Source organism: Isoalcanivorax indicus (genome assembly GCF_003259185.1).
Classification (GTDB): domain Bacteria; phylum Pseudomonadota; class Gammaproteobacteria; order Pseudomonadales; family Alcanivoracaceae; genus Isoalcanivorax; species Isoalcanivorax indicus.
Window position 1 is genome coordinate 1,162,236 of sequence record NZ_QGMP01000001.1, and the last position, 21,797, is coordinate 1,184,032.

General features: G+C 63.9%; 18 protein-coding genes and 1 other RNA gene. 14 read left to right on the top strand and 5 right to left on the bottom strand.

The annotated features are described in order from the left end of the window. The first annotated feature begins 29 nt into the window (after window positions 1-29). Together DKW65_RS05395 and DKW65_RS05400 are read left to right on the top strand one after the other, a co-directional pair. Window positions 30-485, top strand: coding sequence for an Hsp20 family protein (locus DKW65_RS05395; protein ID WP_111656296.1), 456 nt, complete (start codon window positions 30-32; stop codon window positions 483-485). Window positions 486-1,079: 594 nt separating this feature from the next. Beyond that, window positions 1,080-1,598, top strand: coding sequence for a hypothetical protein (locus DKW65_RS05400; RefSeq protein WP_111656297.1), 519 nt, complete (start codon window positions 1,080-1,082; stop codon window positions 1,596-1,598). On the opposite strand, the gene gap is transcribed toward DKW65_RS05400, so the two are convergent. Continuing rightward, a complete protein-coding gene (gene gap, locus DKW65_RS05405) occupies window positions 1,580-2,602 on the bottom strand; it encodes a type I glyceraldehyde-3-phosphate dehydrogenase (protein ID WP_111656298.1) in 1,023 nt (340 codons plus the stop codon). The genes DKW65_RS05400 and gap overlap by 19 nt on opposite strands. A 136-nt stretch (window positions 2,603-2,738) precedes the next feature. On the opposite strand from gap, the gene ffs reads away from it, so the two are divergent. The 5 genes from ffs (at window position 2,739) to DKW65_RS05430 (ending at window position 6,932) form a co-directional block, all read left to right on the top strand. Next, an RNA gene (gene ffs / locus DKW65_RS05410) (signal recognition particle sRNA small type) lies at window positions 2,739-2,835 on the top strand. 66 nt (window positions 2,836-2,901) lie between these two features. After that, a complete protein-coding gene (gene dnaX, locus DKW65_RS05415) occupies window positions 2,902-4,770 on the top strand; it encodes a DNA polymerase III subunit gamma/tau (protein WP_111656299.1) in 1,869 nt (622 codons plus the stop codon). After that, complete coding sequence (locus DKW65_RS05420) at window positions 4,760-5,080, top strand: YbaB/EbfC family nucleoid-associated protein (protein WP_111656300.1); 321 nt, start codon at window positions 4,760-4,762, stop codon at window positions 5,078-5,080. The genes dnaX and DKW65_RS05420 overlap by 11 nt, the downstream gene beginning before the upstream one ends. A 10-nt stretch (window positions 5,081-5,090) precedes the next feature. Beyond that, window positions 5,091-5,693: a recombination mediator RecR gene (gene recR, locus DKW65_RS05425; RefSeq protein WP_111656301.1), complete on the top strand. Its 603-nt coding sequence runs from the start codon at window positions 5,091-5,093 to the stop codon at window positions 5,691-5,693. 90 nt (window positions 5,694-5,783) lie between these two features. Next, complete coding sequence (locus DKW65_RS05430; RefSeq protein WP_111656302.1) at window positions 5,784-6,932, top strand: acyl-CoA dehydrogenase family protein; 1,149 nt, start codon at window positions 5,784-5,786, stop codon at window positions 6,930-6,932. A gap of 70 nt (window positions 6,933-7,002) precedes the next feature. Here DKW65_RS05430 and DKW65_RS05435 read toward each other — a convergent pair whose 3' ends face one another. Beyond that, window positions 7,003-8,010: a putative solute-binding protein gene (locus tag DKW65_RS05435; protein ID WP_111656303.1), complete on the bottom strand. Its 1,008-nt coding sequence runs from the start codon at window positions 8,008-8,010 to the stop codon at window positions 7,003-7,005. Between the two features lie 177 nt (window positions 8,011-8,187). Next, complete coding sequence (locus DKW65_RS05440) at window positions 8,188-9,111, bottom strand: esterase/lipase family protein (RefSeq protein ID WP_111656304.1); 924 nt, start codon at window positions 9,109-9,111, stop codon at window positions 8,188-8,190. Between the two features lie 139 nt (window positions 9,112-9,250). Between DKW65_RS05440 and DKW65_RS05445 the strand changes: the two genes are divergently transcribed. Next, window positions 9,251-10,306 (top strand): lipase secretion chaperone, encoded by a 1,056-nt coding sequence (locus DKW65_RS05445; RefSeq protein ID WP_111656305.1) that lies wholly within the window; start codon window positions 9,251-9,253, stop codon window positions 10,304-10,306. Between the two features lie 47 nt (window positions 10,307-10,353). Here DKW65_RS05445 and DKW65_RS05450 read toward each other — a convergent pair whose 3' ends face one another. Further along, window positions 10,354-11,310, bottom strand: a complete 957-nt coding sequence (locus DKW65_RS05450; protein WP_111656306.1) for an esterase/lipase family protein — start codon at window positions 11,308-11,310, stop codon at window positions 10,354-10,356. 143 nt (window positions 11,311-11,453) lie between these two features. Further along, window positions 11,454-12,341, bottom strand: coding sequence for a helix-turn-helix transcriptional regulator (locus tag DKW65_RS05455; protein ID WP_162925726.1), 888 nt, complete (start codon window positions 12,339-12,341; stop codon window positions 11,454-11,456). 360 nt (window positions 12,342-12,701) lie between these two features. Here DKW65_RS05455 and DKW65_RS05460 point away from each other — a divergent pair, with 360 nt between their 5' ends. Genes DKW65_RS05460 through DKW65_RS05485 form a run of 6 tightly spaced genes read left to right on the top strand, consistent with a single transcriptional unit; the run spans window position 12,702 to window position 21,783 of the window. After that, window positions 12,702-13,517, top strand: a complete 816-nt coding sequence (locus DKW65_RS05460) for a hypothetical protein (protein WP_162925727.1) — start codon at window positions 12,702-12,704, stop codon at window positions 13,515-13,517. Continuing rightward, window positions 13,514-15,175: a GH3 family acyl-acid amido synthetase gene (locus DKW65_RS05465; RefSeq protein ID WP_111656309.1), complete on the top strand. Its 1,662-nt coding sequence runs from the start codon at window positions 13,514-13,516 to the stop codon at window positions 15,173-15,175. The genes DKW65_RS05460 and DKW65_RS05465 overlap by 4 nt, the downstream gene beginning before the upstream one ends. Further along, the gene (locus tag DKW65_RS05470) at window positions 15,163-16,245 is read left to right on the top strand and encodes a hypothetical protein (protein WP_111656310.1); all 1,083 of its coding nucleotides are present in this window, start codon (window positions 15,163-15,165) and stop codon (window positions 16,243-16,245) included. Before DKW65_RS05465 ends, DKW65_RS05470 begins: the two co-directional genes overlap by 13 nt. Next, on the top strand, window positions 16,242-17,336 hold the full coding sequence (locus DKW65_RS05475; RefSeq protein WP_111656311.1) for a hypothetical protein: 1,095 nt from the start codon (window positions 16,242-16,244) through the stop codon (window positions 17,334-17,336). The genes DKW65_RS05470 and DKW65_RS05475 overlap by 4 nt, the downstream gene beginning before the upstream one ends. Beyond that, on the top strand, window positions 17,333-18,538 hold the full coding sequence (locus DKW65_RS05480) for an efflux RND transporter periplasmic adaptor subunit (protein WP_162925728.1): 1,206 nt from the start codon (window positions 17,333-17,335) through the stop codon (window positions 18,536-18,538). The genes DKW65_RS05475 and DKW65_RS05480 overlap by 4 nt, the downstream gene beginning before the upstream one ends. Then, window positions 18,535-21,783 (top strand): efflux RND transporter permease subunit, encoded by a 3,249-nt coding sequence (locus DKW65_RS05485; RefSeq protein ID WP_245932399.1) that lies wholly within the window; start codon window positions 18,535-18,537, stop codon window positions 21,781-21,783. Before DKW65_RS05480 ends, DKW65_RS05485 begins: the two co-directional genes overlap by 4 nt. Window positions 21,784-21,797 lie beyond the last annotated feature (14 nt).

The window sequence follows — 21,797 nt, forward strand, 5'->3', positions numbered from 1 at the left end:
GGGCCTGTGCGCGTAGAGGAGGATGGATCATGAATACCGAGTTTTCTCTGGCGCCGCTGTTTCGCCATACCGTAGGCTTTGACCGTTTCAATGAACTTCTGGACAGCGCGTTGCGCGCCGACCAGAGCAGCACGTTTCCGCCGTATGACATCATCCGCGAGGGTGAGGATCGCTACCGTATCGTGATGGCGGTGGCGGGCTATCGCCGCGAGGATCTGGAAATCGTGACGCGCGAAAATCAGTTGACCGTGCGTGCGCAGCAGGTCAAGGACGATGAGGCAGACGTGACGTGGCTGCATCGCGGTATTGCGCGGCGCAATTTCGAGCGTAATTTCCGCTTGGCTGATCATGTCTTTGTGGAGGGCGCGGACTTGCGTGACGGGTTGCTGGAGATTCGCCTGAAGCGCGAAATTCCTGAGGCGCGTCGGGCGCGGGTTATTCCCATTGATGGTGACGTGTCTGCTGGGCAGGATATCGAGCACTAAGTTTTTTCCATCCTGATTGTTCGGTGGTGGCCCGCAGGGTCGGGCAAGGGCTTTCTGGACACCCCGTAAACCCGTCCCTGGGGGCTCTCGTTCGGCATCCATGCCTCTCGAAGGTCCAGAAAGCCCTTGCCCGACCCTGCGGGCCGTCACGTTCAGTGAGATTAACGAATTGCTTGCCAGCTGCTGGTTTGGTTCTTGCTCAACCCAGCCTACGAGGCGAACAAAACTTTCGGTTGGCTGAACGTTGTTAACCAGGCTGCGCGTGACGGTCCTCGGGGGGCGGGTATGGGTTTTCTGGACCTTCGAGAGGCATGGATGCCGAACGAGAGCCTACATGGATGTATTCACGGCGTGTCCAGAAAACCCATACCCGCCCCCCGAGGACCACAACCACCACACCCCGAAAGAATGGACCACAACCACCGGGCTAATAACCCCCAGCTATGACCAAAATCTGATTATTCCAAACTGATCTAAAGCCACGCAGGCGTTTCACCCCACCTTGCCCCTACACTGGATCATGCTGAAGCAGTAAGCCTGCTGGCAGCCGTGCAGTCGCCCCCAGGCCAGAACCACACCAAGGAGGCGCTACCCATGAAACGGTTTTATTACATGACCAAATCGCTTTCCAGCGTGCTCGGTATTCATCGGGATCTTGAGGAAGTGGGCATCGGCTACAACCGCATGTACGTGCTCGGCAAGAACCACACCGTGCTGGAAGAAGCGCACGTGCACACCACCACCCCCTGGGAAGAGACCGACATCATGCACAGCGGTTTTGTCGGGGCTATCGGCGGCCTCGTATGCGGTCTGCTGCTCGGGCTGATTCTGGTGGCGGTCGCACCGTTCGGTGTGCCGCTGGGCACGGTGGCGCTGATTGCCAGTACCGCCTTTTTTACCTGTCTGGGCGCCTGGTTCGGCGGCCTGATCGGTATTTCACGGCGCAACCACCACCTGGAACGTTTCCTGCCCGATGTCGAGCGCGGCGAATATCTGGTGATGGTGGATACCGATGACGGCAATCAGGAGCGCAGCGTCCGCCGCATCATGACCGAGCGGCATCGGGAAGCGCGCATGGCGGCCGAAGAAGACGGTTACAGTCCGTTCTTCTGATCCAGCTGTGCCAGATGCAGGGCGACATCCAGCATGCGCTGGGTGAAGCCCCATTCGTTGTCGTACCAGGCGATCACCTTGACCTGATCGCCGATCACCCGGGTCTGGGTCAGATCGGCGATGCTGGAGTGCGGGTCCTGGTTGAAATCCGAGGACACCAGCGGCTCGTCGTTGACGGCGAGAATGCCTTTCAGCGCACCCTCGGCGGCGTGTCGCAACGTGGCGTTGATGGCGTCGCGGTCGGCAGGCTTTTGCAGCACACAGTGCAGATCTACCAGGGAGACATTGAGCAGCGGGACGCGCACGGCCATGCCGTCCAGACGGCCATCCAGGTGGGGCAGGACCTTGCCGACGGCACCGGCGGCGCCGGTGCGGGTGGGGATCATGTTCACGGCGGCAGCGCGGGCGCGGTACAGGTCGCCGTGGGCCTTGTCGATCAGGTTCTGGTCGTTGGTGTAGGCGTGGATGGTGGTCATCTGCCCGGACACCAGGCCGAAGGCGTCGTCCAGAACCTTGACCAGGGGCGCCAGGCAGTTGGTGGTGCAGCTGGCATTGGAAATCAGGGTGTGGTCGCTGTGCAGCGTGTCGTGGTTGACGCCGTAAACGACCATGGCATCGGCATCGCTGACCGGGTAGGCGGCCAGTACGCGGCGGGCACCGGCCTGGCGATGCCCGGCGAGTTTGGCGGCGCTCTTCAGGCGGCCGGAGCATTCCAGCACCAGGTCCACCTGCATGGCCTGCCAGGGCAGGGCGGCGGGGTCGGTCTCGGCCAGGCAGCGTACCGGGGCGCTGTCGCCGATCTGCAGCATGTCGTCCTGTTGCGTCACCGGCACGCGGAAGCGGCCATGGGTGGTGTCATGGCGCAGCAGATGGGCCAGCATCTCGGGGGATACCGGGTCGTTGATGGCCACCAGCTGCAGTGAATCCTGCAGGCCGCGCTCATGGATGGCCCGCACCAGGCAGCGTCCGATCCGTCCGAATCCATTGATGGCTATACGTGTCATGCGGGTCTCCTCCAGTGACCTCCATCCTGCGACGCGCCCCCGGCGCTTGCAACCTGCGCGTCCATTCGCCACAATGCCGCCCGCTTGTCCCAGGGTCGCAAGACCGCAGTCGGTGGCAGGCGTTTAATGGTGGCCCCGTCGGTCCCCCCGCAACGATCAGCTGTGAACCCCGCCAGGCCCGGAAGGGAGCAACGGTAGCAGTCATATCGTGTGCCGGGGTGTGGCTGTCGGGGCCACCTCCATTTCAGGGCCCTGCCCGTGGTAGCATTGGCGTTTGCTATTCGACACGGCCGCTGTTCATGACCTATCAGGTACTTGCCCGTAAATACCGCCCCCGGACCTTCGACGAGTTGATCGGTCAGGAGCATGTCTCGCGTGCGCTGTCCCATGCGCTCGATCAGGACCGCCTGCATCATGCCTATCTGTTCACCGGCACCCGTGGCTGCGGCAAGACCACCATTGCCCGCATCCTGGCCAAATGCCTGAACTGCGAGCAGGGCGTCAGTGCCCAGCCCTGCGGTGTCTGCGACAGTTGCCGGGAAATTGCCGAGAATCGCTTTGTCGATCTGATCGAGGTGGATGCCGCCAGCCGGACCAAGGTGGAGGACACCCGCGAGTTGCTCGATAACGTCCAGTACGCGCCGACGCGCGGCCGCTACAAGGTCTACCTGATCGATGAAGTGCACATGCTCTCGGCGCACAGCTTCAATGCACTGCTGAAGACGCTGGAAGAGCCGCCGCCGCATGTGAAGTTCCTGCTCGCCACCACTGATCCGCAGAAGCTGCCGGTGACCATCCTGTCGCGTTGCCTGCAGTTCAACCTCAAGGCGCTGCCCGCCGAACGCATTGCCACGCACCTGCAGGCGTTGCTGGAACGGGAGATGATTCCGTTCGAGGCGCCGGCCCTGAGCCAGATCGGTCGTGCGGCGCGCGGTTCCATGCGCGACGCCCTGAGCCTGACGGACCAGGCCATTGCCTTCAGTGGTGAGCAGCTCAGTGAGACCGCCGTCAGCCAGATGCTGGGTACCGTGGACCGCGCCCATGTGCTGACACTGCTGCGGGCGCTCGCCGCCGGGGAGGCAGCGGGGCTGCTGGAGGCGCTGGATACCGTGGCCGAGCAGAGCCCGGACGAATTGTCGTTGCTGGATGAACTGATCAGCACCCTGCACCGGCTGGCGGTGGCGCAGGTGGTGCCCGGCCGCGAGACCGAGGCCGCCGTGAGCGAGCTGGCCAGCCAGTTTCAGGCGGAGCCATTGCAATTGTTCTACGATGTGGCGGTGCGTGGCCGCCGTGATTTGCCCGAGGTGCCGGACGCCCGTGCCGGGCTGGAAATGATCCTGTTGCGTATGCTGCTGTTCAGCCCGCAGGGGGTCATCGGTGACGGGCCAGCCGAGGCGGTGCCTGCGGCAAAAAAGCCCACTGAGCCGGCGCTGAGCGCCGCCGCCCCGGCTCAGGCGTCACCGCAGGCTCAGGCGCCCTCGGCGCCCGCACAGACGGCGTCTGCCATGCCTGCCACGGCGGCGATGCAGCAGGCGCCCGTACACGGCGCGGCGCAGGCGGACGTCCAGGTTGCCCCCCGGGAGCACGACGCCGATACCCGTCCTGTGGCCCGCGCCCAGGCTGACGGCCGCGCTGACAACCGTGCCGAGACCCGGACAGCGCCTGCGGCAGCGGCGCTGTCCGTGGCGGAGGCCTCACCGCATGAGGCCCCAGCGGCCCAGGCGCTGGAGAATGCCAGCGGCGGTGCGGCGCGCAAGGATCCGGCCGCCTGGTGGGCGCAGTTGGTGGAACGTCTGGATATCGAGGGCGTGGTGCGCAATCTGGCCCGCAACTGCGTGCTGGTGGGGCGTACCGAGAATCGCTGGCATATGGCGCTGCGCTCCGGGCATCAGGTGCTGGCCAGCCGTGAACGCATTGCCTCACTGGAGGCGAGCCTGACGGATTACCTGGGCCGCCCGGTCAGCCTGGATATCCAGGTGGACGACGGCGCCAGCGATACGCCCGACGAGCTGGCCGCCCGGCGCCAGCGCAAGCGCCTGGAAGACGCTCGCGAGGCGCTGCATAACGACGCCATTGTGCGTGAACTGATGACAACCTTTGCCGCGCGGCTCGATGATGATTCCATCGAGCCCGCCGCCCCGGCCCAGGAGAGCCCCCATGGACTTTGACATGAACAACCTGATGAAACAGGCGCAGGCCATGCAGGAACGCATGAAGCAGATGCAGGAAGAGGTGGCGCGCGCCGAAGTCACCGGTGAAGCCGGTGCTGGCATGGTCAAGGTGACCATGAATGGGCGCCATGATGTGCGCAAGGTCGAGATCGACCCGTCGCTGATGACGGAAGACAAGGACATGCTGGAAGACCTGCTCGCCGCCGCCGTCAACGACGCCGTGCGCCGGGTGGAATCGCAGCAGCAGGAAAAGATGTCCAGCCTGACCGCCGGGATGCCGATTCCGCCCGGTTTCAAACTGTTCTGAGCCGCTCCCCATGAAGCACGCGCCGCTGGTCCAGCAACTCATCACCGCCTTCACCTGCCTGCCGGGTGTGGGGCCGCGTTCGGCCCAGCGGATGGCCTACAGTCTGCTGGAGCGCAATCGCGAGGGCGGCCTGCAACTGGCCGAGGCGCTCACCGGCGCCATGGAAGGCGTGCAACAGTGCCGTCGCTGTCGCAATTTTGCGGAAGACGACCTGTGCCCGGTATGCACCGACGAGCGCCGTGATCAGGCGCTGGTGTGTGTGGTCGCGTCGCCCGCGGACGTGCTGGCCATCGAGCAGGCCGGGGAATATCGCGGCCGCTATTTCGTCCTGATGGGGCACCTGTCGCCCATCGACGGCATCGGCCCGCGCCAGATCGGTCTGGACCTGCTGGAACAGCAGATCCAGAGCGGTGAGATCAGCGAAATCATCCTTGCCACGGGCACCACGGTGGAGGGTGAAGCTACCGCCCATTACATTCTCGACATGGTCGAAGGCACCCCCATCGTTGTCACCCGCATCGCCCAGGGCGTACCCATGGGCGGCGATCTGGAGTTTGTCGACGGCGCCACTCTGGCCCACGCCCTGCGTGGCCGCCGCCAACTCGAACGTTGAGTCCTCCCTGAAAACAACCGTGGCTGTACTCTCGGGTCTTGCTTACCAAGCGCTTGCTTGGTAGCGTTCCCTCATTCTTTGGGAGGACCCATGACAACAGCACTCGACTACTTCAACGATACCCACCGCATGGTGCGGGAAACCGTGCGCCGCTTTGTAGAGCGCGAAATACTGCCGTTCATTGACGAGTGGGAAGAGGCGGGCAGCTTCCCCCGCGAGCTGTATGGCAAGGCGGCTGAGGCCGGTCTGCTGGGCATCGGCCACCCGGAAGCGCTGGGCGGTGCCGGCGAGCAGGATGTGTTCATGAAAGTGGCCGCCTCGGAAGAGCTGATGCGCTGCACCTCCGGGGGGCTGGTGGCCAGCCTGGGCTCACTGGACATCGGCCTGCCGCCGGTGTGGAAGTGGGGCAGCGAGGAAATGAAGCAGCGCGTGGTGCCGGAGGTGCTGGCCGGGCGCAAGATTGCCGCGCTGGCGATTACCGAGCCGGGCGGTGGCTCGGATGTGGCCAACCTGCGTACGCGCGCCGTGCGTGACGGCGACCATTATGTCGTCAATGGCAGCAAGACCTTTATCACCTCCGGCGTGCGTGCCGATTACTACACGGTCGCCGTGCGCACCGGCGAGCCCGGCTTCGGCGGCGTCAGCCTGCTGCTGATCGAAAAGGACACCCCGGGGTTCACGGTGGGCCGCAACCTGAAGAAGATGGGCTGGTGGGCCAGTGATACGGCCGAGCTGTTTTTCGAGGATTGCCGTGTACCGGAGGCCAATCTGATCGGCCCGGAGAACGGCGGCTTTTTCTGCATCATGACCAACTTCCAGATGGAGCGATTGATGCTGTGCGTGATGGCCAACACCACCGCCCAGCTGGCGCTGGACGAAGCCATGGCCTGGGCCAAGGACCGCAAGGCGTTCGGTCGCAGCCTGAGTGGCTTCCAGGTGACCCGCCACAAGCTGGCGGAGATGGCCACCCAGGTGGAAATCAGCCGTGAGTACACATACCGCATTGCTGCCCGTATCCAGAACGGGGAAAACGTGATCCGGGAAATTTCCATGGCCAAGAACTTTGCCACCAATGTCTCTGACAAGGTGACCTATGATGCCGTGCAATTGTTCGGCGGTATGGGCTTCATGCGCGAGAGCAAGGTGGAGCGGCTGTATCGCGACAACCGCATTCTGTCCATTGGCGGCGGCACCTATGAAATCATGAATGAGGTGATTGCCAAGCAGATTGGCCTGTAACGCGCCAGCCAGGCATAAAAAAACGCCGGCATTCCTGCCGGCGTTTTTTCGGGTCTTGTCGGAACGGACTTTATTCGACGGGGTTGGTGCACTCCCCGCGGGTATTATCAAAACGACAGCGAATACGGCGCTGCAAGGTCAGCATTTCCGGGCTGTAGTGGCCTTTTTCCCGCAGATCAATGCGCGCTTCCTGCATCATGTCCTCGTACTCGGCCTTGTCTTCCTCCGGAATTTCCACAAACCATTTCGGGTCGATGGCTGAGGCCTCGGCATTCAGCACGTCAAGAATGGCATCGAAGTTATCGAAAAAATACTCGCGGGATTTCTGCGCAATGTCTGCCGGGATACGGCTGCTGCGGGCCACCAACTGCACGGTGATCTGTGCCAGCGGGTAGTTGATGATGCCGCCATCGGGTGACAGGCCGCGATACAGCTCCAGAGCGCTGTAGGTGGCCAGGGGCGCGGCGATGACATCCACCACACCGTTGTTGAAACGGTTGGAGAAGTTGGTCAGGTCCGACAGGACCGGCGTAGCGCCGATCTGGCTGACCAGCTCGGCCTGGGTGGGGTCGAACTCCAGCACCGCGACCCGTTTGCCAGCGGCTCGCGACAGCGTGTTGATCTCGCGATCATTGACGAACACATAGGCCGCCCCGGCCGGAGCGACACCCATGACGGTGTAGCTGCCCGTTGCCATTCTTTCGGCACTGCTCGGGTGCGCCAGCACCTGCATGACCATGCGCATATGCTCGAAATCGGGGATGCCGCCAATGGAGTCCACGGTGCCGGCGAAGCGGTTGAAGTTGCGTGTGCGGATGCCGGTAATCAGGCCGGCATCACAGATTCCGGCCTGGAGGTCCTCGGACACGATGGCTTCGTTGGTGTAGGGCACCAGTTCGGCACGCAGGCCCCAGCTCAGGGCGTCGGTGCGCCAGTCGCGCATGGCCTGCATGATGGGGCCGGCATTACCGGCGATATCGAAAACGCAGATTTTCCGGGTGATGGGCTCGTTGGCGGCCGCCGTCATGGTCGTGCTCACCAGAAGCAGGCCCGCCAGGGCACTGAATACCTTTTTCATGGGGCTGTTGTCCTTATAGGGTGTTCAATTCAGCATAGCGCCTGATGTGCGGGCGGGCGAGGGCTGTACTGACACAAAGCGCCGGCGCAATGGGCAGTCGCGGTCAATGAGTGGGGCGGGCATCGGGAAGGGGGCAGGCCGCCCCGGGGGGGCGCGGCCTGCCGTCAGGCGAAAGGATCAGAGGCCGGCGTTACGCAGGCGGTTGGCCTGCTGGCGGAACACGGCCACAGGGCTGGTTTCAAAGATATGCCGCAGCCCCAGCAGGTGATTGACCTCGTCCAGGTGGTTCATGCGGTAGTCGTCACGAATCACATGGCCGATGCGGCTGGAGCAGCTGGCCACCAGGCCGTCATTCTTCTCACCCAGGAACACCACGGACAGCGCCGCCATGAAGGGGTCGGTCACGTCCAGCACGTTGGTCAGTGTGCGGCCGCCGCTCCAGGAGTAGTAGCGCACGCCATTGGGGCCAACGGCCGCGCCGTTGCCGCAGTAGCTGGACGGCATGCCCTCCGGATAGTCGTTATTGAAGCGTATCGTTTCGGCGGTGGTCAGTGAGCGCAGGGCCGCGTTGATGTTCTGCGGCTGGCCGCCACCGGAAATCAGGTTGATCAGGCCGGAAAAGCTGTTGCCCAGGCCAGCGATCACGCTGCTGCTGAGCGGGATATGGTCGGACACGCCCTGGAGGATATCGGCCATGGGGGCCCCCCAGTTGACGCCCGCGACAGAGGAGACAGACGCGACCATATTGGGGTAGACCGAGGCCACGTAACGAATGGTCGGGCCGCCATGGCTGTGGCCCATCAGGTTCACACGGCTGGCGCCGGTGGCCGCCAGAATGTCTTCCACCTGACGTGCCAGTTGCTCGCCGCGCACTTCGGTGCTGTTGGCGGCAGAGACCTGGGCGACGAAGACGGTGGCGCCGTCGCGGCGCAGTTCTTCGGGGATGCGATAGAAATAATCGACCCCGGCAATGCTGTCGAAACCGAACAGCCCGTGGACCAGTACGATGGGGTATTGTGTCTGCGTATAGCTGGCCTGCGTGGCAAAAGGCAGTAATGCCAGCAATGTCGTTAATAACAATTTTCGAAAGACTCCGAACATAGTGATGCTCTCCCTGGAGTTATTATTCGGTTTTTGCTTTAGTGTTGTAGCCACCAAATAAGAACAGTGCCCGCAACGTGAATACAACGGGTCATTTGGCATTTTCAGACAAAAGGCCTTTCTGGCCGGGAGAATAATAATGCGCAGGGTATGGATAGCCGGTTTTTCGGCGCTCGTTGTCGCCATTCTGGCATTTGTTTTTATCGGTTTACCTGAAAAACCGGGCAGGGAAAGCAATGACCTTTCAGTCAGTACTTATCAGTCAGAGACGGGTCGTTCACCCACCGGGCGTGATGTTACAGGCGGTAACGCTGAGGGTAACGATTTCGGTAACGAAGAGCGGTTTGCCTACTACCTGAACCTGGCGGATGACCTGCCGCCGATGCCACGTTCACTGGACGGCACACAGGTGGACGGTGAATTACGCGCTGATGCCCATGGCAACCTGATTATCGAGCCGGACATACGGCGCGTCTTTGATTACTTCCTTTCCACCGTGGGTGAAGACGATATCGAGCAGGTGAAGGCGCGTATCGCGCTGCACCTTGCGGAGACCCTCCCCGACAGTGCCGCGCGCCAGGCCTGGGAACTGTTCGAACGCTACGAAGCCTATGGCGCTGCCCTGGAGGCGCTGCCACAACATGATGGCACCGTGGCTGGTATGGGCGAGTCCCTCAAGCAGCGCCAGCAGCTGAGGCAGGAGTGGCTGGGTCAGAACGTGGCCGAGGCCTTCTACAGCTTCGACGATGCCTTCGATAACTACACCCTGGCGCGCATGGCGGTGCTGGAGAACGACAGCCTGGATGCCGACGAGAAGGCGGCACGCCTGCAGGCGCTGGAGGATGATCTGCCCGCGCCCCTGCGGGAGGTGCGTGAGCGCGCCAACCAGCCGGTGCGCGTGAGCCAGGATGTCGCGGCATTACGGGAGGCGGGTGCTTCCGAATATGAGATCCGTGCGGTGCGTGAGGCGGCGCTGGGGCGGGAAGCCGCTGAACGTCTTGAAGCGCTGGACCGCCAGCGTGAGCAATGGGACCGGCGTTACGCGGATTACCGTCGGGCGGTGGCCGAGATTGCCGCCAGTGGCCTGGCGCAGGAGGATCAGGAAAGGGAGGTGGCGCGCCTGCGTGAGGCGACGTTTGACGAGCAGGAACAGCGGCGCGTACAGGCGCTGGATCGAATGCAGGACGGACAGTAATCAGATGGCGGGAACGTTCCCCGAGACGCTCCCGCCGCATGCGGCCCTTACAGGCCGGCGTTCTTCAGGCGGTTGGCCTGCTGACGGTACACGGTCAGCGGGTCAGTGCTGAACCAGGCCGTCAGGCCCAATGCCTGGTTGACCTCATCGAAGTGATTCTGGTTGTAGTCCGTGCGCAGCACGCGCCCCAGGTGTGCCGAGCAGGCTGCCACCAGGCCGTCATTCGGTTCATCGAAAGCGGTGGCGGTGGCCAGTACCAGATAATCGAACGGGTCGAACGGGTTGGTGTAGATACCCGTGCCGCTCCAGGAGTAATAACGCACGCCGTTTGCGCCCACTTCCTGCCCTTCACCGCAATACTCGGTCGGCATGCCTTCCGGGTACTGGGCGTTGAACGCCAGTGAACCGTCGGTGCTCAGATCATGGATGCTGGCGTCCAGGTCCTGAGGCAGGTCGCTGCCGCCGGCTGCCCAGCTGATCATGGTGGCAAAGGCTTCACCGATCCCCTTCACGAATGGATCGGCTGCGCCGCCCTGAATGTATTCGATGTAATTGTCGGCCACCGGGGTGCCCCAGTTGACGCCGGCAACACTGCTCACCGAAGCGACCATTTGCGGATACACGGACGCCACATAACGCGCGGTGGGGCCACCGTGACTGTGGCCGATGATGTTGACACGTTGTGCGCCGGAGGCAGCCAGAATGTCCTCGATCTGACGTGCCGCCTGTTCACCACGAATCTCGGTGCTGTTCAGCGCCGACACCTGCAGCGTATAAACCTCGGCACCACTGCTGGCCAGTTCCTCGGCAACCTTGTAGAAATAATCGACGCCGAGAATATTGTCGAAACCGAACATGCCATGCACCAGCACGATCGGATACTGCGTCTGGGTGTAGGTGTCGCGGCCGAACAGGCGATCCCAGAAACTCGCATGGGCCGACAGACTTGTCATGGCCACTACCAGCGCAATCATGCTGGCGATCAAACGTGATGTCATTTTCATATCAGAATGTCCTCGTTATTCCTGTTATGGGGTGTCTTTCGACTACACCATGCTAGAAACAGAGGCGTCGAAAAGCATTCGGGATAATGTCTTAAAAATTCGGCATTTCTGAACAATAAAATGAACTGAAATAACAAGGATTATTACTTTCTGGCCTCTTGTCGTCTTATCCGGCCAGGTGAGGTGCCTGTCCAGGTGCGAAAGGCCTTGGTGAAGCTCGCCTGGTCGCTGTAGCCAAGTCGTTCGGCAATATCGGCGATGCTCATTTTCCCGTCACTGAGATACTGGCGCGCCAGTCGCGTGCGTACTTCATTGCGCAATTCGCTGAACTGCAGGCCGGCGTCCTTGAGGTGCCGGCTGATGGTGCGATTGGTGCTGCCCAGACTTTCGGCCACCCGGTCCAGTGTGCATTCCCGCCCGGGCGCCTGTTCGATGCGCTGGCGAATCCGGGCGACGATGCGCAGTGCCGCCTCTGATTGCGGCCGATGTTCGCAGTGTTCATGGTGGCGCGCTCCGGCACGGCGCGGCGGTCTGCTCACCAGCAGGCCGTCATGGGCTTCGCCCAGCCTGACTTCGCAACCAAACAGTTTTTCGTACAAGGGCAGCAGATGAGTGTGGCGTTGCCGCATGTGCACCTGATGGCAACGTGTCATCGACGAGGCGACGCGGCACATGCTGCCCAGATAGGCCTGGGCAATGAAATCCCGCCAGCGCCCCAATGGCCAGATATCCTGCAGCCGTATCATGGCGTTTTCGCCCTGGCTGGCCAGGCGCAGCCCCATCAGTGGCGTGCGCGCGTTCAGGAACTGCACGGCTTTCCAGGTCAACTCGCCCCGGTTATGGGTGTTCAGCAGGGAGAATGCCTGCAAACCATGTACTGATAGATCAAGCTCCAGACCGTACCGCACGCCCAGGGCATCCTGTTGTGCCCAGCGTTCGCTGGAGGTCACCAGCCGGAAGAAATCGCGCACCGAAATGTAGGCTTCGGGATTGTCCAGAAGCGCCTCTTCGAGATGGCACTCTGCCAGCATCCGACGCCGTTCCTGAGCATTCTGGCACGCCAGTCTTGAAAGTACACGAGCGTACACAACCGGAACGAGGGGGGCGTCCGCCAGAAGGGAGGTTTCGAACTTCATCGCTGTTAACCTCTTTATTTTAGCTGTTATTGTTTTATGTGATGTTCCTCACACTCTTCCTGTGAGCAGTGGTTCAGTTATTTTTCATGTGAATATTTGTACACAAAATATGGCGCAAATGGCAATCGGTATTAGGTATTAGGTTTGTCGGGAAATAACAACAAAGTGGCGCCGACTATCCTTCTGTGCGGAGGGTGGCTTGCATAATGTGGCACCTCCGTTGTGTTCCTGCTGCACGTTAGGAAGGTTTTTGTGATGAGTGATACGAGACGGGCGGTAATTTCGCACTATCGCCCCATAAAAAAAATAACGCCCCTGGATATCCAGCAGATGTACGAGATATTCAGGAAATACTACGCCAATACCACCCTGGAGATATTCCTGCGCGACCTGGGCAAGAAACAGGGGCTGTTTCTGATCCGTGATCGCGACACCCGCCGCATCGTCGGCTTTTCCACCGTCACCAACATGCCGCTGCAATACGGCAAACGAACGGTGCGCGGTGTGTTCAGTGGCGACACCATTATTGAAAAGGAGTACTGGGGCTGTCGGGCCCTGAACAAGCTGTTCTTCCTGTATATGCTGCGCACCCGGCTGCGCTACCCGATGACGCCGCTGTTCTGGTTGCTCATTTCCAAGGGCTACAAGACCTATCTGTTGCTGGCGAATAACTTCCCGCGCTATTACCCCCATCCGGAAGGCCGCTATGACCGGTATGCGCCGATGGTCCGGCAATACTGCGATACGCTGTTTCCCGGCACCTTCGATCCGCAGCGCCAGCTGCTGGATTTCGGCGACAGCTATCAGCACCTGGAGGGTGACGTCGCTGAAATCACCCCCGAGATGCGTCGCAAGTCAGCGAAGATCGATTTCTTCGAGCGCAGTAACCCCTCCTGGCGGCAGGGCACCGAGCTGCCCTGCATCGGTCAGGCCGGGTACCTCGATTTCGTGCTGTATGTCTGGCAGCGGCTGTTTCGCCGTGGCAGCGCCCCCGGGCCTGCCGTGACGGCGCGGCCGCAGGACCACGACACCGAGGTCAATGGCGCGGCGACACAGCAGGGCACCTCATGAGTGTATCCCACCGCATCGGGCACGGTTTGCTGCGTGCCCTGGTGAACCCGGCGGGGCGGCGTTTCCGGGCTGGCTTGCAGGATGTCGAGGCGGTACAGCGGGCGGCGTTGTCCCGGTTGTTATCCCGGGTGGCTGGCGCCCCGCGCGATCAGGTGCTGCCGCCGGTGGACGCCGACTGGCGCTGGGAGCAGTTTGCCGAGGCGTTGCCGGTGACGGGCTACCAGGACTGGCAACAGGTCATCGAACGGCAACGCAGTTTCGGTGAAGGCGCGCTGATCCGTTCCCCGGTGGCCCGCTACCAGCCGACCAGTGGCTCGACCTCCGGGGTCAAGTGGCTGCCCTATACCGACCTGTTCCTGCATCAGTTGAACAGCGCCATCGGCGCCTGGCTGTATGACCTGTACCGGCAATACCCGCGCATGGCGGGCGGCTCGCATTACTGGTCGGTGTCCTGGCTGCCCAACGACATGCGGCGGCTGGCGGATGCGCATATCAACGATGACATGAAGCTGTTGTCTTCCGGGCGACGCCTGCTGGCCTCACTGACCCAGGCGGCGCCCGAGTCGATTTCACTGGCGGGCACCTCGGAAGATGCCCAGTTTGCGACGCTGGTCTATCTGGTGGCCGATTCCCAGTTGTCGGTGCTGTCCGTATGGAGCCCCAGCTTTGCACTGACCCTGTTCGACCGACTGTTTGACTGGCGCGATGAGCTGGTAGAGGTCTTGCGCCAGGGACAGTGGGGCCGCCGCGGGGATTCCTTGCGCCATCTGCCCTGTCCACGCAGCGTCCGTGCCGCGGCCATTCTGCACGAGTGGCAGGGCGTGCCCGACTCGACTCTGTTTGCCGCGCTGTGGCCGAAACTCGCGTTGATCAGTGCCTGGGACACGGCGGCCTCGGCCACCTGGGCGGAGGCGCTGAAGGCGCTGCTTCCGCATGCCGCGTTTCAGGGCAAGGGCCTGTGGGCCACCGAAGGCGTGGTGACCTTTCCCTGGCAGGGCGAGACGCCACTGGCCTATCAAAGTCATGTGTACGAATTCGAGGATCTGGACAGCGGTCGCATCCTGCCGCCCTGGGCCCTGCGCACCGGCCAGGAGGTGCAGCCGCTGCTGAGTACCGGCACCGGCCTGCTGCGGTACCGCATGCAGGATCGTGTGCGGGTGAGCGGTCATCTGGGCAGTGTGCCGTGCCTGACCTTTCTCGGTCGTGATGACGGCGTCGACATGGTCGGTGAAAAGCTCAGCGCCGTGTTCGTCCAGCAGGTGCTGGACGGGCTGCCCCTGGATGAAGGCCAGCGGGTGGTGACGCTGCTGGCCGCGCAGGACAGTGACGGCCAGGGCAGGGCGGGTTACCTGTTGCTGCTCGACAGTGACCAGCCCCGGACGCCGGACAATACGGTGCGGCTGGCCGAGGCGCTGGATGCTGCCCTGGGCAAACAGTTCCACTACACCCTGGCCCGCAATCTGGGTCAGCTGGCCCCCGCCAGAGTGCTGTGCCGCATGCACATGCGCGAACGTTATCTTGGCCTGTGCCGCGACCTGGGCATGATCGAAGGCAATATCAAGATAGAGCCCCTGCGCCTCTGGCCCGGCACATTGCCGGTGGCATTGCGTGACGTGATGGCGGCAGCGCCGGGGGAGGCCGACCGATGCGCTGTGTAATTCGTCCGGCCACGGCCGAGGACGACGGCGCGATCCTGTCGCTGGTGCGGCAGACGCCGCAGCCCGGTCGTGTGTTGCTCAATTTCGAGCGTGAGCCCAGCTATTTCCACGGCAGCAGTATCAGTTGCCAGCAGGATGATGTCTGGATAGCCCGCGCGCCCGATCATGACAACCAGGTGCTGGCGGTGGTCAATATCGGCCGTCGGCAGGTGTACCTGAATGGCACGCCCACCGCAGTGCGCTACGCCCACGATCTGCGTCTGGCGCCACAGGCGCGCGGCTCGCGTCTGCTGCTGCGTCTGTTTCGCGAACTGGAAAAGGTACTGGCGCCGGGCGAGTGGATGTCCACCGTGATCCTGCGTGACAACGATATTTCTCTCGCCACCGTGGGCAGTGGCCGCGCCGGGTTGCCAACCTATTACCCGCACGGCGATATCACCACGCACCTGTTGTTTGCGCCGCCGCGCGGTCGTCAGCATGGCCCGCGTGTCAGCCGTGCCCGCGATGCCGATGTGCCGGCGTTGCGGGAATGGCTGCGGGAGCAGGCGCCCCGGCGTCAGTTTTTCCCGGTCTATCGTTTCAACGCACTGCTCGCCGGATCGCCCTATTACCGTGGCCTGTCGCTGTCGGATTTCTTTCTGGCCTGGCGCGGCCAACGCCTGGTCGGCGTGGCAGGCCTGTGGAACCAGAAGGGCTTCAAGCAGACCCGGGTGCTGTCCTATCCCGCCGGGCTGGGCTGGCTGCGCCATGCCTGGAACCTGAACAGCCGTTTGCGCGGTGGCCTGCGTCTGCCGCCCGCCGGGGGCACCCTGGATTATCTGATGTTGCACACGCTGCTGGTGGAGGATGACGACCCGGCGATTGTCGACGCCCTGCTGCGACGCATGCTCGAGTGGCGTGAGGTGCCCGCCATCAGCACCGGCTTTTTCGATTGCGACCCGGCGGGGGAGGCGGTGCAGGGATACCGCCGCCAGAGCCTGGGCAGTTGTCACTATCTGGTCAGCTACGACGAGGACCCCCGCAGCCAGCTGGATGGCCGCCTGCCCTATGTGGAGGTCGCCCGGCTATGATCCGCTCCCCTTTGCGCCCTGATAACGCCGCTGCGCCGAAGGCGCTGGCGCCTCTGCGTATGCACCGGGATGGTACGGCCCCCTGGTTCCGGGCTCGCGATCCGCTGGGCATTTCCAGTGAAATCCGCGTCGCCTGGGTGGCCCCAGGTACCGGCAACATCCAGTGGGAACTGCTTTCGCACAAAGAGGTGGATGGTCTTGGGGCCATCGCGCGGCTGGCCCGTTGTCACGGCATCCGCATCCTGGAGCAGCCGCAGGCGGTGGCCCAGCCGATTCCCTCCTTCAGCCGTCTGGCCTGGTCGCGCTGGCGCGGCCAGACCCCGGCCACGCCCGTGCCGTTCAGCCGCTGGGCAACCCCGGCCAACGGCGGCAGCAATGAGGTGTCGGTGGGCTGGTTCAGTGTCGCCGAAACCCTGGCGCTGAAGCAGGCCGCGCGCCAGCGTGGCGTACCGCTGAGTGCCCTGTTGCTGGCGGCCCTGCATGACATGGTCATGACCCGGCTCGCGGCTCCCGGCAGCACAGCGGGCGCCTGGCTGTTCCCGGTCAGCCTGCGCGGCAGTGTGGCGCTGACCGACCCGGAGGCCAATCACCTGAGCGGTTTTTACCTGCCGCTGCCTGCCGCCGCCGATGCGGCCACGGTGCAGCAGGCAGTGCGTGCGCGATTGCGCGCCGGGGATCACTGGTGGCTGTGGCACCAGGGTCGCTGGGCCAGCCTGTTGCCGCAGGCGTGCATCAATCTCCTGTACCGCGCTCTGCTCGGCCGCAGCAGCTACCTGGGTTCGTTCAGTTATCTGGGTGAATGGTGGCTGGATTACCGCGACAGTGACCTGCCGGCGCGGACACTGCTGGCGTTGTGTGGCCCCGGCAGTCCCAACCATCCGGTGGCCAACGGCATTCTGATCTGCAATGGCGCCCTGACACTGAGTCTGCGCCTGGACCCGGCGCTGGGCTGCGACGACCGCGCCCGCGAGGCCTGTCTGGGGGCCTGGCAGGACAACCTGCTGGCCCTGTTGCCGGCCTCTGCCCGGGGGCCGGGAGGTGAGCAGCGTCGCCAGTTGGCCCCGGACACGCTTCTGGAGACCCGTCTGTGACAAGACCCCTCATGCGCTGGCAGCTTGTGGCGGCTCTGACCGTGCTGGCGGCGTTGATCGTGGCGTTGTGGCTGTTGCAGCAACGCCCTGTACCCGAGGCGCGCGAGCCGGCGCGCGAGCGAACGGTTGCGGTGGATGTGATCACGGTGCAACCGGGTGTGCGGGCTGTGCCCGTGACCAGTCACGGTGTCGTGCAATCGGCCCGGCAGGTGGTGCTGGTGGCGCGCGTCAGCGGCGCTGTGGTGGAGGCCAACCCGGCCTTCCGCGATGGCGGCATGGTGACCGAAGGTGAGTTGCTGCTGAGCCAGGACCCGGAACCCTACGAACTGGCGTTGGCGCGACAGCGTCACGAGGCCAGCGCGGCACGCTTGCATCTGGCAGATACCCGGGCCCGCGCCCAGGTGGCCCGCCGGACCAATGGCGAACAGGCTTCCGAGTATGCGCGGCTGGTGCCGCACATGGATGAGGCGCAAGGCCGCCTGGCCGCCGCCGAGGCCGGAGTGCGCGATGCCCGGCGGAAGTTGGCGGAAACGCAACTCAAGGCGCCGTTCGCCGGGCGCCTCCGTGATGTCCAGGTGCAGCCCGGCCAGCAGGTGGCCGCAGGGGAGCGGTTGGCCACCCTGTACAGCACCCACAGTCTGGAGGTGCGTCTGCCGGTGCGAGACGATTGGCTGGCGCTGCTCGACATGCCGTTGCACGGCAGCCCCGGGGAGCATGGGCCAGAGGTGGTTCTGGTGGGCCGTTTTGGCGGTCAGACCGGTCGCTGGTCAGGGCGCATTGTGCGCCGGGAGGGCGGCCTCAACGACAATCGCATGATCTATCTGGTGGCCCAGGTGGAACTGGACGAGAACAGCAGCGTGCCGCTGGAGCCGGGCATGCTGGTCGAGGCCACCCTGCGCGGGCGTCAGGCCCCGGACCTGGTGCGCCTGCCCCGTTCTGTACTCGCCGGGGCTGGGCATATCTGGCGCGTGGACGACGACGAACGTCTGCGGCGTTTGCCGGTGACGCCGGTATATCAGGATGCCGACGCCATCTATCTGCGTACCAGCAGCCTGGCCAGCGGCGATCGCATTGCTCTGAGCGGCGGGCTGCGCTGGCCCGAGGGCACCCGGGTGCAGGCGCGGCCGTTTGGCCGCACGCTCGATATCAGCGCCGGGGACATCCATCCCGGGGACATCCACGCCGGGGAGGCCGCGCAGTGAACAGTATTCGCTGGTTCACCGCGCGGCCTGCGGTGGCCAACCTGTTGATGCTGGTGCTGGTGATTGGCGGGGTCCTGGCCATGGGCAAGACGCGCCAGGAAACCCTGCCCAATGTGCCGCTGGACCGGCTCGGTATTATGGTCCAGTTCCCCCAGGCCGCACCGGATCGTGTCGAGGCACTGGTCTGCATGCCGCTGGAAAACGCCCTCTACGGCATCGAGGGGCTGGCCGAGATGATCACCGAGGCCCGCGAGGGCCTGTGCAGCATTACGGTGGATATCGAGCAGGGCTACCAGACCCGGGTGGTGCTGGAACAGGTGCGCACCGCGCTGGACGCGCTGGATACCTTGCCCGCCCGGGCCGGGCGTCCCCGGGTACAGGAACTGGTGGTGCGCAATCGCGTGGCGCGGCTGGTGCTGTCGGGCGAACTGGCGCCCTGGGCGCTGTATCAATTGGCCCGTGAGGTCAGAGCCGGTCTGCTGGCCAGTGATGTCATCTCCGTGGTGGATATCGAGAATCTCCCTGCCCGCGAACTGGCACTGGAAGTGGCGGCCCATGACCTGCGTCGCCACGACCTGTCCCTGGCGGAAATGGCCGCCGGGGTGCGTACCTCCCTGGACAGTATTGCTGGCGGCATCCTGCACAGCGGCGATGGGCCACTGTTGCTGGAAACCGGGCGCCGTGCCGACAATGCGGGCGCCTACCTGGCGCGCCCGCTGCGCCAGTACGGGCACGGCGACGTGTTGCGCCTGGGCGATGTGGCCCGTGCCGGCGACGGTTTCGCCCGCGACACCATGCGAGCGTGGTTGGACGGCGAACCGGCGGTGGCGCTGGATATCTACCGCATCGGTCGGCAGCAGGTACTGGATGTCGCGGACGCTGTGGATGCCTATCGCACCTCGCTGGTGTTGCCGCCGGGGGTCAACCTGACGCTGTGGCAGGATGATGCCGAGGCGTTTCGCAGTCGCTCTGGCATGCTCTGGCGCAACGCGCTGGTGGCGTTGTCGATCCTGGCGGTGGTGCTGACCCTGGCATTGGGTGTCGGGCTGGCACGCTGGATCGCGCTGGGTATTCCGGTGGCGATGCTCGGCGCTTGCCTGGTGATGCCGATCCTCGGTGAATCGTTCAATACCATTTCCCTGTTCGCCTTCATTCTGGTGCTCGGCATCGTGGTGGATGACGCCATCATTGTGGGTGAAAGCGTGCACCACCAGCGGCGTCTCGGATATCGAGGCCAGGAGGCCGCCCTGCGCGGTGCGGCAGCCGTGGCCCGGCCGGTGACCTTTGCCGTGCTGACCACCGCGCTGGCGTTTGCCCCACTGCTGTTTCTGCCGGGCGCGGAAGGCGCGCTGATGCGGGTTGTGCCGGTGGTGGCGATTGCCATCCTGCTCCTGTCGCTGGTGGAGTCGCTGTGGATTCTGCCGGCGCATCTGGCGAGTGTCAGCGACCGGCCGGGTCGTTTTACCGCGGCGTCCGATCGCCTCAGCGAGCGCGTCAATACCGGGCTGGATACGCTGCTGATGCGCGTCTACCGGCCGCTGATCGAGCGCCTGCTGCTGTGGCGTTATCCGGTGATCGTGAGTTTCGCCGGGCTGCTGGCCTTGTGTGCGTCGTTGCTGGCCAATGGCTGGGTGAACACGGTGCTGTTTTCAGATGTGGCCGCCGACCATGTGGTGGCAGAAGTGGTGTTCCCGCAGGGCACCAGCGACACGCGCACCGGCAGCGCCCTGCAGCAACTGGAGGCGTCGGCCATCGAACTGGCGGCGCAACTGGAGGCGTCGCATGGCCAGGCGGTGATTGCCCACCGGTTTGCCGAGCAGGGCTTCCACGAAAAGATTTCCAACGCCGCCGATCCCGACGCCGCCCAGCGCGTGCGCGTGGGCCTGAAGCTGAGCGCCGACAGCCCGCTGTCGCCGAGCGAGGTGGCCCGTCGCTGGCGTGCATTGCATGGCCCGGTCAGTGAAGCCCTGTCGACCCGCTTTGATGCCAGTCTGATCCAGACGCGCCCGGATGTTCATATCAACCTGTTCCATGATGACCCGCAGGTGCTGGACCGCCTGGCGGCCGAACTCGAAGGTCTGCTGCGCAGCCTCGCCGGGGTGCATGAAGTCAGCAACAGTCTGCACGCGCGCCGCAGCCAGGTGGATATCCAGCTCACCGATGCGGCGCGCCATGCGGGCCTGAACGAGGACAGTCTCGGCGGCCAGGTGCGCGATGCGGTGCACGGTATCGAAATCGACCGCATGCCCGAGCAGGACACCGAAGTGCCGGTGATGTTGCGCCTGCGCGCCGAGGATACGGATTCGCTCTGGGCGCTGGCGCAGATGCCGGTGCGCCTGCCCGGCGGTGACTGGGCGCCGTTATCGGTGATGGCGACCCTGGCAGAGCGTGATGCGCCAGCCCTGATGAGTCGCTTCGACCGGCGCCGCAATGCCACCGTGTCCGGGTTCGTGGACAGCCGCATCAGTTCGCCCGGTGTGGTCATGCGTCAGGTGCGTAGCGGCATGCTGGACAGCCTGCACGAGACGGCGCCCGAGGCAGACTGGGGTATTGCGGGCAAACCGAAAGCCATCGAGGCGTTTCTGGACCACCTGAGCTATACCTATCTGCTGGCGCTGATCGGCATGTTTTTTGTGCTGACGGTGCTGTTCGGCACCTGGTCCCAGCCTTTCCTGGTCATGAGCGTGATTCCCTTCGGTCTGGTGGGCGCGGTGCTCGGGCACCTGCTGCTGGGGCTGGACATGACACTCTGGTCGGTGATTGGTGTGATCGCCGTGAGTGGTGTGGTGGTCAATGACAACCTGGTGCTGATTGATGAAGTGAATCGGCTGCGGCGGGCTCAGGTGCCGTTGCAGGAGGCGGTGGTGTCGGCGGGCGCGGCGCGTTTCCGGCCTATCATGCTGACCACGATCACCACGTTTCTGGGGGTGGGGCCGCTGTTGTTGGAAGGCAGCGCGGAAGCGGCCTTCCTGGTGCCGATGGCGGTGTCGCTGGCATTCGGTGTGCTGTTTGCCACCCTGGTCAGCCTGGTGCTGGTACCGCTGCTGATGTGTGCGGGGGCGGACCTTCGCCAGTGGTGGCAGCGGCAGCGCGGTGAGCCGCTGGCGGATGTCGACGGGGCCTATCGGCAGGGCAAGGACGCGGCCGGGTGGGCGCGCAATCCCTATACGGATCCGGTGTTGCAAGCAGCCTGGGAGGCCGGTCGTCATGACCGGCTGACGCCCGAGGGGGCCGTTGACCCGTAGGGGCGCGTGCCGGA

Coding starts and splice junctions, on each gene's coding strand:
- DKW65_RS05395 (WP_111656296.1), top strand. CDS start 30: ATGAATACCGAGTTTTCTCTGGCGCCGCTGTTTCGCCATACCGTAGGC.
- DKW65_RS05400 (WP_111656297.1), top strand. CDS start 1,080: ATGAAACGGTTTTATTACATGACCAAATCGCTTTCCAGCGTGCTCGGT.
- gap (WP_111656298.1), bottom strand. CDS start 2,602: ATGACACGTATAGCCATCAATGGATTCGGACGGATCGGACGCTGCCTG.
- dnaX (WP_111656299.1), top strand. CDS start 2,902: ATGACCTATCAGGTACTTGCCCGTAAATACCGCCCCCGGACCTTCGAC.
- DKW65_RS05420 (WP_111656300.1), top strand. CDS start 4,760: ATGGACTTTGACATGAACAACCTGATGAAACAGGCGCAGGCCATGCAG.
- recR (WP_111656301.1), top strand. CDS start 5,091: ATGAAGCACGCGCCGCTGGTCCAGCAACTCATCACCGCCTTCACCTGC.
- DKW65_RS05430 (WP_111656302.1), top strand. CDS start 5,784: ATGACAACAGCACTCGACTACTTCAACGATACCCACCGCATGGTGCGG.
- DKW65_RS05435 (WP_111656303.1), bottom strand. CDS start 8,010: ATGAAAAAGGTATTCAGTGCCCTGGCGGGCCTGCTTCTGGTGAGCACG.
- DKW65_RS05440 (WP_111656304.1), bottom strand. CDS start 9,111: ATGTTCGGAGTCTTTCGAAAATTGTTATTAACGACATTGCTGGCATTA.
- DKW65_RS05445 (WP_111656305.1), top strand. CDS start 9,251: ATGCGCAGGGTATGGATAGCCGGTTTTTCGGCGCTCGTTGTCGCCATT.
- DKW65_RS05450 (WP_111656306.1), bottom strand. CDS start 11,310: ATGAAAATGACATCACGTTTGATCGCCAGCATGATTGCGCTGGTAGTG.
- DKW65_RS05455 (WP_162925726.1), bottom strand. CDS start 12,341: ATGCTGGCAGAGTGCCATCTCGAAGAGGCGCTTCTGGACAATCCCGAA.
- DKW65_RS05460 (WP_162925727.1), top strand. CDS start 12,702: ATGAGTGATACGAGACGGGCGGTAATTTCGCACTATCGCCCCATAAAA.
- DKW65_RS05465 (WP_111656309.1), top strand. CDS start 13,514: ATGAGTGTATCCCACCGCATCGGGCACGGTTTGCTGCGTGCCCTGGTG.
- DKW65_RS05470 (WP_111656310.1), top strand. CDS start 15,163: ATGCGCTGTGTAATTCGTCCGGCCACGGCCGAGGACGACGGCGCGATC.
- DKW65_RS05475 (WP_111656311.1), top strand. CDS start 16,242: ATGATCCGCTCCCCTTTGCGCCCTGATAACGCCGCTGCGCCGAAGGCG.